We start from the raw sequence: 12,310 nt of genomic DNA on the forward strand, positions 1-12,310 counted from the left end.
CGCGCGGCGCCCCACGGCGCGGCGGCGCTCCCGGACGCGGCGCCGTGAGCCCGGGACACGGCACCCGGCACCCGGCCGCCGGGCCGGGTCATCGCCCGGTGCCGCCGTAGACGACAGCCTCGTCGGAGTCGCTGTCGAGTCCGAAGGCGGTGTGCACGGCGCGAACGGCCTCGACGACCGACTCCTCCCGCATGACCACCGAGATCCGGATCTCGGATGTCGAGATCAGCTCGATGTTGACACCCACGTTGGAGAGGGCTTCGAAGAACCCGGCGGTGACGCCCGGGTTGGTCTTCATCCCGGCGCCGACGAGGGAGACCTTGCCGATCTGGTCGTCGTAGCGCAGCGAGTCGAAGCCGATCTTCTCCTTCGTCTTCTCCAGCGCGTCGATGGCCTTGCGGCCCTCGGTCTTGGGCAGCGTGAACGAGATGTCGGTCAGACCGGTCGACGCGGCGGAGACGTTCTGCACCACCATGTCGAGGTTGATCTCGTTGTCCGCGATGACGCGGAAGATCGTCGCGGCCTCGCCGGGCCTGTCGGGGACGCCCACGACCGTGATCTTAGCCTCGGAGGTGTCATGGGCGACACCGGAGATGATGGCCTGCTCCACCTTGCGGTCCCCTTGCGGTTCGTTGCTGACCCATGTGCCCTGAAGCCCCGAGAAGGAGGAGCGGACATGGATCGGGATGTTGTATCGGCGCGCGTACTCGACGCAGCGGTGCAGCAGCACCTTGGACCCGGAGCTGGCCAGCTCCAGCATGTCCTCGAAGGAGATCCAGTCGATCTTCCGGGCCTTCGAGACGACCCGGGGGTCGGCGGTGAAGACACCGTCCACATCGGTGTAGATCTCACACACCTCGGCGTCCAGCGCCGCGGCGAGCGCGACGGCCGTGGTGTCCGAGCCGCCCCGCCCCAGGGTCGTGATGTCCTTCTTGTCCTGGGACACCCCCTGGAAACCGGCGACGATGGCGATGTTGCCCTCGTCGACGGCGGTCCGGATCCGGCCCGGCGTGACATCGATGATGCGCGCTTTGTTGTGGACCGAGTCGGTGATGACGCCTGCCTGGCTGCCGGTGAACGACTGGGCCTCGTGGCCCAGGTTTTTGATCGCCATCGCCAGCAGGGCCATGGAGATCCGCTCTCCCGCGGTCAGCAGCATGTCGAACTCACGCCCGGCAGGGATCGGGGACACCTGCCCGGCGAGATCGATCAACTCGTCCGTCGTGTCACCCATCGCCGACACCACGACGACCACCTGGTGGCCGTTCTTCTTGGCGTCGACGACCCTCTTGGCGACCCGCTTGATGCCCTCGGCATCGGCTACGGAGGAGCCTCCGTACTTCTGCACGACAAGGCCCACGTGCGCTCCTCGCTCAGTCCATCGCTGCTGCGCCACGCGTCGCGGCACAGCACAGCTGTCGGCTCAGTTTAACGAGCGGCCGCCGGAGGACCCGTCTATATCACATCGTGAGATGTCCCGCTCACTCCGTGATCACCCCGGGCGTCCACGGCCGCTCGATGAGGAAACATGCCCGCGATCGGCCGAGGCACGCAGAACGTGGCCCACGTCACGCGTATGCGCGGTTCTGCGCGGGCCGCTCCACCCTCACGCGACGCGACCAAGGAGCGAGGCAGAGTGGCCGGTGATCCACCCTGTGACGCTGTCGGCCAGAACAGGATGGGCCGCCGCGAGGTCTCCTTGCCACTCAGGCCATTTCTCCACCACGCTCCGGACAGTCCGAGCAGCGATGTCCGCCAAGTGCGCGTCACTGGGCCCGAAGCGTCGGTCAAGCCGGGATTCCAAGGAGGTGAAGGACGAGATGCCAATTCTCTCGAAGCTCCTCGTCCCAGAGAATTTCAGCCCCAGATCTTCAGGACCATCCCCCTGTTCCCGGTACAGGGCGGTGGAGACGAGATCATATGCTGGCGAGAGGGTCGGCACCCGGGCATCGGGATAGATGAGGGACCAGTTTTTCAGATGCGCATCACCGTTTCCGATGACAACAAAGAAAGCAAGGCGCCGAGCGAACTCTTGGAGAGCCGGCACATCTTGACCGCGATAGGAAATAGCCGCTACCGTCTCGAAGGTGCCCTGGTATTTCTCGTGCGGGTATTTATCGCGAACCTGGGCGAAGTCCTCGATATGAACAGAACTTCTCCTTCCGTCTTGAACTCTGTCAAATCTGCGAACGGCGTATGCCCATTCTTCAACGTTGGGCCACATCCGAGAAGGAATACCTGGAAGTTCATCTCGGTGAATCAAGCGAACTTCAGGTACGTCGATCCCGACCTCCCGCGCCAAGTTCATCATGGTGAACTCATTGTGCGGAACATTCGGGAATCGATAGTCAGGAAACTTGACCAGCCAGTCGCCATGCTCTCCTGCGGCAGGCACGGTAAGCCGATCACCTTTTGCCAGCATGGAAAACTTCAACGCGACACCGGCAAGGGAGAATCTCCATGGAGAAGAGGCAAGAACACCACCGGTTTCGCTGCCTTCGGGAATGCTGGCGACACTTCCCGACCACTCCCAGTTCCCATCCGGACCGTCGGCGGGCAGCACCTGAACCGCGCCCGGCAAATCGTGTCCTACCTGTGCAAGAAGCTCCATCTCGCGCTCGGTCGATACGTGCCGATCCTCGGCAATCCAGGTTCGCAGCGGCCCCTCCGGCAACAAGTTGGAGAACCACTTCGGAAGCCGCAGAGCCGAAGCATAGGGCTGCGCAAGGGCTTCCTCGAAACGGAGGCCGAGCACAGAGCGACGCGGATCATCGAGGTAGCTCTCATTGAAAAGAAATCGAGTATGGTCGCCTTTGTGGCACAGCGTACCAATTCTCCACCCATGAAGAAGAACCGCATAAAACGTCTCAGTCAATGCCATCCGAGAGACCTCCCGTTTCTCCTGACTCGTCATCCAGGTCAAGAGTATCCAGCGCGGGAGTGTCTTCGTATTCCCATTCAGCCATGCGCGCCAAAAATGACCCAAGTTCCTCGGTTACGCGATTCTGCCGCAGAGAAAGAAAGGAATCTCTATCACCGGAAGAAATGAATTCGACACTCTCGAACGACATGCAGTGAGATGCCAATACAGCACTCCATTCATTTTCGTTAAATTTCAGAGGGCGTCGGACAAGGAGAGTTTGAATATCGTCCAGAGGCTCGTCGGCCCGCGGGACGAAAAGCCGGTTGGCTGCCATGAGTTGCTGACCGGAAGAAATTCCGCTCCGAAAAATTCGTTGCACAGCGAGGGCTGCTGTCGTCTCATCGGCAAGGATATCGGCAAGGTCTTGGATGTCGTAGGGAAGACCGGTGATGGGGGAACGCGGACGAAGAGCCCACCAGGAACACAGTACGATCTTCCCGGTGGCCTCATTGGTCCGGAACCGACCAGGGTTAGGAACGGTCTGAATTGCTTCGCTCATGGAGGCCATGAGCCGCTTGACCGAGCCGTTCTCGTCACCGGGGTGAATTTTCATCGTCAAAGCCTTACTCATTTGAGTGAAGCTTCCCTTGAATACTGCAGGGCCGGATACCGACACCCTCCAATACAAGCGACGAAGGAGCTGAATATTACGAGCTTCCGGGTTCGGGAAGTGAGCGAAGAAGCGCGTGAATACAATCATCAGCGCACGGTACGAGAGCAATGTGAGGTGCGGAACTCCGGCCGCATTCTGAAAGAATTCGATGGCGCGGACAAGAGCGGCCTCGGTCTCGTTGAATGCGACCTCTTGACCTTCGTCCGAAAATTCTGGATGCTTACGGCGCACACCGTCGAATTCATGGTGGAACTCACGCGTGATATCTGGACCTCGACGGGCGAGAATCGAACGCAGCACCGTATCCTCGTCCAGAGTGCCAAATCCGGTTCGCGATGCGACTCGTTGGGCAATTTTATTAATGGAAAGACGCTCATCAGACGCACTGTCGGCACCGGGAAAGAGGGCTGAAAAAATCTCCGCTCTGCTCAGTCGCTTCCCAAAGTTGTTCACCCGGTCGAAAATGTCCCTGAGTACAGCTTCGTCGTCCTGCTTCACCAGATAGGCAGGAATCTTGTACTGCCGCAAGCGTTTGGAAACCCTGCTCGCCTCCGCCAAATACTCAGAAGCCCCCTTTCCGGCGTCCGCGAACCAACCAAGCAACGCCTCAAGGTCGAACAGAACATGAAGCGGCACGAGATGCGACTCCACGATTTTCGGTGCGGCCAGGAACTCCCCCTTGGCCAGATTGTAGTAGACGTTGAAGGGCGAGTGTCGGTTTCCTTCCGGATGAAGAGAATTCGCCAGACTGATAATGCGCTGCTGACCGTCGACAACCCACAGCGTCCTATCCGACTCTTTGGCCTCGATTTCGAGCGATCCAAGAGTGATCAATTCTGCCGGAGAATGACGGACCCACAGAAGAAGGCTGCCGATGGGGTACCCGCGGAGAATACTGTCGAACAGATGGGTGACATCACGAGAGTTCCAACGGAAGTCGCGTTGGAAATGAGGTACTCGAATCTGACCCGACCATGCTTCTTGCAGGAGATCGTCCAGCTCGTATGTGGCCCCGCTGGGTTGGGTTTCAAGTCCTGCTTTAGTCATTCGGTGCCCCCTTCGATGCGTATGGTTCGAGAATCTCATGTCGCAGCCCTCGTGAGCCAGTCGGTTCATGGCGCAGTCCGGAGACTGCGGACTACGCAGACCTTCGAACAAGTTCTCGCCAGGGACCTCGCCAGAGGGACAATGCACTCGGCCTGTGACTTCTCTGTCCCGGGTGGTAGCGGTCCGATCAGGGAGGGCGATACGAAACTCTCCAGTGATGAAGTGACCCGTCGTGTCGTGTCGTGGTGCGTCGCCGCAGGTTCATGCGCCCGCCCGAGCCGGCGTACCGCCGCCGCTGCCGGGCACCGTGGCCTGGGCACGGACATGTTCGCTGTGGACCGGCTCGGGAATCGGCCGGGCCTTCAGGCCGGCCGCCGCACGCAGTTCGTCGGCGCGGCGGGCCACATCCACCTGAGCGGGGATCGCGCGGAACGTGTCGGGGATCGCGTCGATGACCAGGCCGGTCTCCTCGGCCGCGTCGTACGCCGTCATCTCCTCCCGGCACTCGACGCAGACGCCCCCGACCAGCAGCGTCATCGACTCGTCGTTCTCGCAGGTGATGCAGGTCATCAGCGCACGGGTGATGTAGGCCGGTGCGCTCCCGCTGCTCGGCTCAGGCGGCATCTTGCTCTCCAGTCGGGTACGGGCGATCGCGACCGGGCTGTGCAGGGGCTGCGGCAACCCGGCGGTCAGGGATCGGGTGATGTGGTCCGGCGTGGCGCCGCGCGCCAGCCACTCGGCGGCGAGCGCTTCGAGGGCGGAGCAGTCGGCGGCGGACAGCGTCATACGGGGCTCGGTACGGCCGAGGCGGGCGAGGGTGCGGTACGCGACGGACGCGGGCGCGGCGGCAGGGGCCGGGCCAGGGGCAGCCGGAGCAGGGGCAGGGGCCGGTTCCTTGTCGTCGCGTACCGATTCCTCCGTCGTACGGGACTCCTGGCACACCACCGGCACACGATCGGCCCCCGCCACGTCCCGCAACCGCCGCTCCAGCTCGGTCAGGTCGATCCCGCGCAGGCCGGCGACGTACGCCTTCCACCACTCGTCATCCCTGGCCGTACGGGAGAAGTACGTGTGCGTCACCCAGCGGAAGCTGTTGTCCTCCAGCGCCAAGTGCTCCTTGACCCGGCGCAGATGACCGGCTTCCGAGAGGAAGCGCAGCGCCTTGCCGCACGCCTGCTGGCCGTAGTCGGCGACGTTCGCGGCGAGCGCCTTGTAGCCGATGGATGAACCCTCGGGCAGACGATCGATGTATGCGGCAATCGCCGCTTCCCTCGTGCGCAGATGTGCGAAGTCGGCTTCGCCGCGCGGGCGTTGGTCGGGCGCGGAGCGCTTGCCGTAACCGGGATTGGCGAAGGGGTGCGCGGGCGCGGGCAGGGCAGCACTAGAGTTGGCGTAAGCCACGATCGACCTTCATTCGATTCGCTGGTCAGGCTCCGGAATGGTGTTGGCGCACCGCCGGAGCCGCTTTACGTGGTGAACCTAAACGCTCGACACTCTCCGGCGCAACCCGAACACAGATAGTCATATTCGCTCGTCAGTGGAGGGTTGGGGAGGGAGGTTGGGTTTCCCTCAACCGCCCAACCCCAGGGAAAGGGCTCGAAGCCCGGGGCCCGGAACCCGGGGCTCAAGCTCCGGGGCGACCTGCGGCGATTCCCTCGCCATCCCCCGACTCGCATCCCCGCACCCCGATGGAGAGAACGACCCTTCGGCCGCCTCGCCGAGATCGTGGCGAACTCCACCGGTGATGAACTTTCGCCGCGGTGCTGGGCTGACTCAGGCATGGCCGGGCTCAGCCGCGGCGGCTCGCATACGCGACGAACGCGCCCCAGGCCGCGGGGAGAACGGCGAGTTCGGGGCTGCCGGTGAGTTTGGAGTCACGGACGTGGACGGCGGAGGGGCAGGTCGCCACCTCGACGCACAGGTCACCTTCCTCGTCGCTGTACGAGGACCTGCGCCAGCAAAGGGCGCTGTCGCTGCGGGCATTCTTCATAGTTCATCCGCCACCCGGGTAATGAAGTTCATCGATTCCTGGGCGCTGAGCGCCTCCATGCGGATCCTGCCATAGCGCTCCACCAACTTGCTGACTTGCTCAGGTACGGGCATGAACTCACTGAGCGATTGAGCCGATGTATAACCCGAACTCTCGTGCGCGGCGTTCCGCATCACCACAATCGGGCCGCTGAGTGCCGAGGACACGACCCGCTCGAACGGCAGTACCTGCAAGGAGACATTGTGCAACTGCGCTACGTCCACAAGGTGCTTCAACTGGCCCCTGTGCACGTCCCGTCCACCCATCGGGCAGCGCAGCACCGCTTCGTACACGACGAAACTGAATTCCACCGGTGGCGTCCGGGTGAGAATTGCCTGCCTCTCCAGACGTCCCCGCAGACGCTCCTCCGCCACCTCCTCGGACACCACGGGGCAGTTACCCATGAACATCGCCTTCGCATGGCGGGCCGTCTGCAACAGCCCCGGCACCAGGGCCACTTCGTACGACCAGATGCTCACCGCCTCTGCCTCCGCATCTATGGCCTCCTGCGCACGCAACGGAAAACGGTCCTTCCGCAGATACTGCTTCCCCGCGCTCAGCAGCCCTTCCGCGTGGAACAGGTCATCCGCCGCGTCCAGCAGCTTCGGCGTTGGCATCCGCGCGCCCTGCTCCATGGATTTGATCGTGTCCGGGGAGTAGTTGGCGACGACGGCCAGTTCCTCGCGACTCAGCCCGGCCCTCAGGCGCCACCGCTTGATCTGATCACCCACGTACCGCCACACGACGGGGGCCTGTTCGTGGGCTCCGCTCCCCGCGTTCTGGAACAGCACCGTTCACGCCTCCTGATACAGCGCTCGTGTATCCCCTCCGTACCTTCCGAGCGTAACCACGCCACATCACTCTGTGACCATGAACGATGCAATCGACCCCGTCCGGGTGCCCCCGCCCGCGTCGGTCGTCCTGATGCGGTTCGCGCGCTCGGCCGCGTCCGTTCCCGCCGCGCGTGCCTTCGTCCGAGGGATGCTGCGCGACGCGTGCGCGCGGGGCGCCTGTTCGCTGGACGACATGCTCGTCTGCGTCTCGGAGGTCGCGACCAACGCGGTGCGGCACGGCGTGCCCCCCGGCGGGGCGTTCCTGCTGAAGATCGACGCCGACGAGGCGCGCGTACGCGTCGAATGCCATGACGCCGACCGGCACCGCCCGCGCGTACGGCACCCCGCCGCCGACGATCAGTCCGGGCGCGGTCTGCTGCTGGTGGAGGCGATCGCGTCGCGGTGGGGCGTCGGTGAGCGACCGTTCGGCAAATTCGTGTGGTTCGAGCTGGACCTCAAGCCGCCGGGATGACCCGGATCACGTCACCTGGCCGTCCGCACCGTACGGAGTCCCAGCGGGCCCGCGATCTCCTCGGCCATGACGCGGCCCGCCTCCTCCGCGAGGGCTTCCTCCGCGGCTTCCGTGAGCTCCTGGTCCGTGTCGAGGCCGTCCAGGGCCGGGAGGGGCTGGTCCAGCCGGACGTGGGCGACCAGGGACTGGAGGGCCCGCAGGGCGGCCGAGGCGGTGGAGCCCCAGTTGGAGAAGTACGAGAACTGCCACCACCAGAGCGCCTCGGTCGTGCGCCCCGCGCGGTAATGGGCCAGCCCGTGGCGCAGGTCCGTGACCACGTCGGCGATGTCGTCGGAGATACGGTGCGCCACCGGCGCCTTGCGGGGCTCGTACGGGTCGAAGACCTCGGAGTAGACGTCGATCGGCTCCAGGATCACCGCGAAGCGCTCGCGCAGGTCGTCGACGTCCGGCTCGGGGCCCAGGTCCGGTTCGTACCGTTCGTCGGGAAGGATGTCCTCGTGCGCGCCCAGCCGGCCGCCGGCCAGCATGAGCTGCGAGAACTCCAGCAGCAGGAAGGGTACGGCGCTGTCCGGCTCATCGCCCTTCGCCACTTCCGTGACGGCGACGATGAAGCTCTCGATCTGGTCGGCGATCTGGACCGCGAAGTCGTCCGGATCCTGGTCGACGGCGTGCAGCGTTGCGTCAGACATCGAGAAGTCGTCTCCCCTCGAAGGCACGCCCGAGCGTGACCTCGTCGGCATATTCCAGGTCGCCCCCGACGGGCAGACCGCTGGCCAGACGTGTGACCCTGAGGCCCATCGGCTTGATCATGCGGGCGAGGTACGTGGCCGTGGCCTCACCCTCCAGGTTGGGGTCGGTCGCCAGGATCAGCTCGGTGACCGTACCGTCGGCTAGGCGGGTCAGCAGTTCACGGATGCGCAGGTCGTCGGGGCCGACGCCCTCGATGGGGCTGATCGCGCCGCCGAGCACGTGGTACTTCCCGCGGAACTCCCGGGTGCGCTCGATCGCGACGACGTCCTTGGGCTCCTCCACCACGCAGATCACCGTCAGGTCGCGGCGGACGTCGCGGCAGATCCCGCAGTGCTCCTCCTGGGCGACGTTGCCGCAGACCGCGCAGAACCGCACCTTGTCCTTGACCTCCAGGAGCGCGTGCGCGAGGCGGCGGACATCGGTCGGTTCGGCCTGGAGGACATGGAAGGCGATCCGCTGCGCGCTCTTGGGACCGACGCCCGGCAGCCTGCCCAGTTCGTCGATGAGCTCCTGAACCACGCCTTCGTACAACGGATTGCCTTTCCTGCCACGAACGCGTACGTGTCCACGTGTGTACGTACGCTAGTTGGTACCGGCGAGTCTTAGAAGGGCATGCCCGGCATACCGCCGAGGCCCTGGGCCAGCGGGCCCAGCTTCTCCTGCTGGAGCTGCTGCGCGTTCTCGTTCGCCGCGTGGACGGCCGCGACGACCAGGTCCGCCAGTGTCTCGGTGTCCTCGGGGTCCACGGCCTTCGGGTCGATGACGAGGCCGCGCAGCTCACCGGAGCCGTTGACGGTGGCCTTCACGAGGCCTCCGCCCGCCTGGCCGTCGACCAGGGCGTCCGCCAGCTCCTCCTGCGCACGCGCGAGGTCCTGCTGCATCTTCTGGGCCTGCTGGAGCAGCTCTTGCATGTTGGGCTGACCACCACCGGGAATCACGGTCACTCCTGGCATTTCGACGACGATGTACCTGTAAGGCGAGCCTACGTGTTCCCCGCGTACCGCGCCCCACCCCGCCGGGACCAACTCTTTCGGGTGAGTGCCCGACGGCTCCTCTACCTGTTCACACCCCTGACGGGGGTGAAAAAGCCGGGATTTCGGCCGCGCGGCCCACCATTTGGCGGTAGGAATTGCGAGCACATCATCATGCGTGGATCATCCCGTTCATCTCGTATTCGGCTCGTATTCGTCTCACCTTCGTCTCGCACGCGCGTTCGAGGCGGTACGAGTGCGGTCCGTCGCTGTGGATGGTGCACGTCACTCAGTGCCACAGCAGACCGTAGAGGAGTGCCTCGGTGAGCCAGCCGGAGATGCAGCCCGGAGGCCCCGCCCGGGAGGAGGGCGCCTCACCCGGCGTGGACGCGAGTACGGGCGCGGCCGTGGGCGGGGGTACGGGTCCCGGCCCCGCGGACTCCCTCGGTGACGGCGACACCGGCGGCGCACCGTACGGTGACCTGACCAGCGGGCCCTTTCCGCAGGGTGACTGGGGCGAGCCGGCCGAACGTCTCGACGAGCTGTACCGCTGGGTCGAGACGGGCGCGCTGCGCACGGTCGACTGGTATCTCGCCGACCGGGTGCGCAAGCGCCGCTTCGCCCGCGTCCTGCGCGCCGCCACCGCGCTCGGGGTGACGGCGGGCGCGACGCTGCCGCTGGTGGATCTGACGGGGGCGCTGGCGGGGGCGGCGGGCTGGGGGTACTTCTCGCTGCTGCTGGGCGCGGCGTGCGTGGGGTGCGACCGGTACTTCGGGCTGACGTCCGGGTGGATGCGGGCGGTGGCCACGGCGCAGGCGGTGCAGCGCAGACTCCAGACCCTCCAGTTCGACTGGGCCTCGGAGTGCGTACGGGAGGTGCTGGGCCCGACCGAGGGCACGGCGAGCGAGGCCGCGGAGCGGTGCCTCGGGGTGCTGCGGCGGTTCACGGAGGACGTGACGGAGCTGGTACGGGCGGAGACCGCGGACTGGATGGTCGAGTTCCGCTCGGGTCCCGCGCCGCTGGTGATGCAGTCGATGCCGATGGGCGGAGCCCGCGGCGAGGGCCCCGTCCCGCCGCTGGGCCGCTTCCCGCTGCCGCCGGGCGCCCGCCCTAACATGCCCAGGCAGCGCCCGCCGGAGGCCCGGTAGGGCGGGCGGCTCCCGTCCTACCGGGCCTCGGAGCACGGCTCCCGCCCCACCGGGTCACGGGGCCCCGGGTCACGGGGGCGCTGCGGGGTTACGGGGCCGCCACCAGGCGGGCCAGCAGGTCCGCGTGCGTACGGCCCAGGTGCTTCGCCGCCGTCAGGAGGGTGAGCGGGGAGCCGGAGCGGGCCAGCTCCCGCAGGCGCCGCAGGGCCTGCGCGGGCTCGGGCTCGGCCAGTTCGGCCTCGTAACGGTCGCAGAACTCCTCGTACCGCTCGTCCATCCGCTCGTGGTACCAGGCCCGCAGCTCGGGCGACGGGGTGGCCGACTTGGCCCATTCGTCGAGCCGTGCGTCCTCCTTGCTGAGGCCGCGCGGCCAGAGCCGGTCCACCAGCACGCGGGTGCCGTCCTCGGGGGCCCACTCCTCGTACACCCGCTTGACCTGGACCGTCGCGTCGGCCGCGGCCGACGTGCCTTTTTCTTTGCGCTCCATCTGGTGAGCATGCCCCCGCGCGGGCGCTCGTGCGCCTTCTGGCCGCCGTGTGTCGAGAACTCGCCAAGGCCGACGGTTCAGGGGCCGGCCGGCTCGCCGGCCCCTGAATCCGATCCGTCGGTCCGCCGGTCCGCCCGTCGGTCCGCCGGCCGGTCAGCTAAAGATGATCATGGAACCTTGTCCCAGGCTCCTGGTGGCCGCCGCGTGCAGCCCCAGCCACACATGGCGCTCCCGGGCGAACGGGCTGTCGTCGTAGGGGATCGAGGCCGCCGGTTCCTCCAGCGACGTGGGGCGGTCCGGCGGGGTCGGGGCCGACGGGGGGTTGGCCGGGTCGATACCGATCGCCGGGCCGACGATCTCCAGCTCGCGCAGCAGACCCTGCGTCGAGCCCAACGGGCCGCCGCCCGCGAGGAGTTCCTCGTTCGAGAGAGGGAGGTCGAAGTCCACGGGGACGTACGCGCCCGCGTGGTCGTAGTGCCAGACGAGATGCGACTGCTGAGCCGTCGACTCGAACATCTCCAGCAACTGCTCGTAGTCACCGCCCAGTTCGCCGACCGGCGTCACCGCAAGGCCGCAGAGCTGAAGCAGATACACGCGCCGCAGGAAGTGCAGCGCGTCGTAGTCGAAGCCGGCGACCGGGGCGACATCGCCCGCGAGGCCCGGCATGTAGGCGAAGACGGGGACGGACGGCAGCCCGGCCTCGCCGAGCGCCTTGTCGTAGACGGCGATCTCTTCGGCGAAGGGGTTGTCGGGGCTGTGGCACAGCACATCGACGAGGGGGACCAACCACAGGTCACAGGCCAAGGGAGGCTCGCTCTCCAACGGGTTCGTACGCGTGCGCGCGATGGTCGGGACAGCGTAATGCGGCAGGCACGTGGGGCGAAGGGGCCCGTCGGCCCCGCATCATCGCGTCCCCATCATCCGGCATCGATCACCCATCCGGCACCGGGCGTCGGGCACCGATCACCCGGCACCGATCACCCGGTTTCGATCGTCCGGCAACGATCGTCCGCTATCGATCGATACCCAGGAACCGG

13 protein-coding genes are annotated in these 12,310 nt (G+C 66.0%); 2 read left to right on the forward strand and 11 right to left on the reverse strand.

Annotated elements, in window-relative coordinates:
* Positions 1–88: 88 nt before the first annotated feature.
* The 6 genes from ACIQ7D_RS05570 to ACIQ7D_RS05595 all read right to left on the reverse strand — a co-directional run bounded on the left by ACIQ7D_RS05570 (position 89) and on the right by ACIQ7D_RS05595 (position 7,403).
* A complete protein-coding gene (locus tag ACIQ7D_RS05570) occupies positions 89–1,360 on the reverse strand; it encodes an aspartate kinase (protein ID WP_403933917.1) in 1,272 nt (423 codons plus the stop codon).
* Positions 1,361–1,606: 246 nt separating this feature from the next.
* The gene (locus tag ACIQ7D_RS05575; protein WP_403933919.1) at positions 1,607–2,881 is read right to left on the reverse strand and encodes a type II toxin-antitoxin system HipA family toxin; all 1,275 of its coding nucleotides are present in this window, start codon (positions 2,879–2,881) and stop codon (positions 1,607–1,609) included.
* The gene (locus tag ACIQ7D_RS05580) at positions 2,868–4,583 is read right to left on the reverse strand and encodes a DUF262 domain-containing protein (protein WP_403933921.1); all 1,716 of its coding nucleotides are present in this window, start codon (positions 4,581–4,583) and stop codon (positions 2,868–2,870) included. Before ACIQ7D_RS05580 ends, ACIQ7D_RS05575 begins: the two co-directional genes overlap by 14 nt.
* 261 nt (positions 4,584–4,844) lie before the next feature.
* A complete protein-coding gene (locus ACIQ7D_RS05585; protein ID WP_403933923.1) occupies positions 4,845–5,984 on the reverse strand; it encodes a hypothetical protein in 1,140 nt (379 codons plus the stop codon).
* Positions 5,985–6,372: 388 nt separating this feature from the next.
* Positions 6,373–6,573: a DUF397 domain-containing protein gene (locus ACIQ7D_RS05590; RefSeq protein WP_403933925.1), complete on the reverse strand. Its 201-nt coding sequence runs from the start codon at positions 6,571–6,573 to the stop codon at positions 6,373–6,375.
* Positions 6,570–7,403 carry a helix-turn-helix domain-containing protein gene (locus tag ACIQ7D_RS05595; protein ID WP_403933926.1) on the reverse strand — a complete coding sequence of 278 codons (834 nt, stop codon included), beginning with the start codon at positions 7,401–7,403 and terminating at the stop codon, positions 6,570–6,572. Before ACIQ7D_RS05595 ends, ACIQ7D_RS05590 begins: the two co-directional genes overlap by 4 nt.
* A 79-nt stretch (positions 7,404–7,482) precedes the next feature.
* Here ACIQ7D_RS05595 and ACIQ7D_RS05600 point away from each other — a divergent pair, with 79 nt between their 5' ends.
* A complete protein-coding gene (locus ACIQ7D_RS05600; RefSeq protein WP_403933928.1) occupies positions 7,483–7,917 on the forward strand; it encodes an ATP-binding protein in 435 nt (144 codons plus the stop codon).
* 11 nt (positions 7,918–7,928) lie between these two features.
* On the opposite strand, the gene ACIQ7D_RS05605 is transcribed toward ACIQ7D_RS05600, so the two are convergent.
* The 3 genes from ACIQ7D_RS05605 to ACIQ7D_RS05615 form a co-directional block, all read right to left on the reverse strand.
* Complete coding sequence (locus ACIQ7D_RS05605; protein ID WP_403933929.1) at positions 7,929–8,606, reverse strand: DUF5063 domain-containing protein; 678 nt, start codon at positions 8,604–8,606, stop codon at positions 7,929–7,931.
* Complete coding sequence (recR, locus tag ACIQ7D_RS05610; RefSeq protein WP_384993377.1) at positions 8,599–9,198, reverse strand: recombination mediator RecR; 600 nt, start codon at positions 9,196–9,198, stop codon at positions 8,599–8,601. Before recR ends, ACIQ7D_RS05605 begins: the two co-directional genes overlap by 8 nt.
* Positions 9,199–9,269: 71 nt before the next feature.
* Positions 9,270–9,605: a YbaB/EbfC family nucleoid-associated protein gene (locus ACIQ7D_RS05615; RefSeq protein WP_403935005.1), complete on the reverse strand. Its 336-nt coding sequence runs from the start codon at positions 9,603–9,605 to the stop codon at positions 9,270–9,272.
* Positions 9,606–9,961: 356 nt separating this feature from the next.
* Here ACIQ7D_RS05615 and ACIQ7D_RS05620 point away from each other — a divergent pair, with 356 nt between their 5' ends.
* Positions 9,962–10,786 carry an SLATT domain-containing protein gene (locus ACIQ7D_RS05620; RefSeq protein WP_403933931.1) on the forward strand — a complete coding sequence of 275 codons (825 nt, stop codon included), beginning with the start codon at positions 9,962–9,964 and terminating at the stop codon, positions 10,784–10,786.
* An 88-nt stretch (positions 10,787–10,874) separates the two neighbouring features.
* Here ACIQ7D_RS05620 and ACIQ7D_RS05625 read toward each other — a convergent pair whose 3' ends face one another.
* Both ACIQ7D_RS05625 and ACIQ7D_RS05630 read right to left on the reverse strand, forming a co-directional pair.
* Positions 10,875–11,273, reverse strand: coding sequence for a DUF488 domain-containing protein (locus ACIQ7D_RS05625; RefSeq protein ID WP_403933933.1), 399 nt, complete (start codon positions 11,271–11,273; stop codon positions 10,875–10,877).
* Positions 11,274–11,426: 153 nt separating this feature from the next.
* A complete protein-coding gene (locus ACIQ7D_RS05630; RefSeq protein WP_384915734.1) occupies positions 11,427–12,077 on the reverse strand; it encodes a hypothetical protein in 651 nt (216 codons plus the stop codon).
* Positions 12,078–12,310 lie beyond the last annotated feature (233 nt).

Origin of the sequence: Streptomyces sp. NPDC096310 (assembly GCF_044763125.1) — a bacterium.
Taxonomy (GTDB): domain Bacteria; phylum Actinomycetota; class Actinomycetes; order Streptomycetales; family Streptomycetaceae; genus Streptomyces.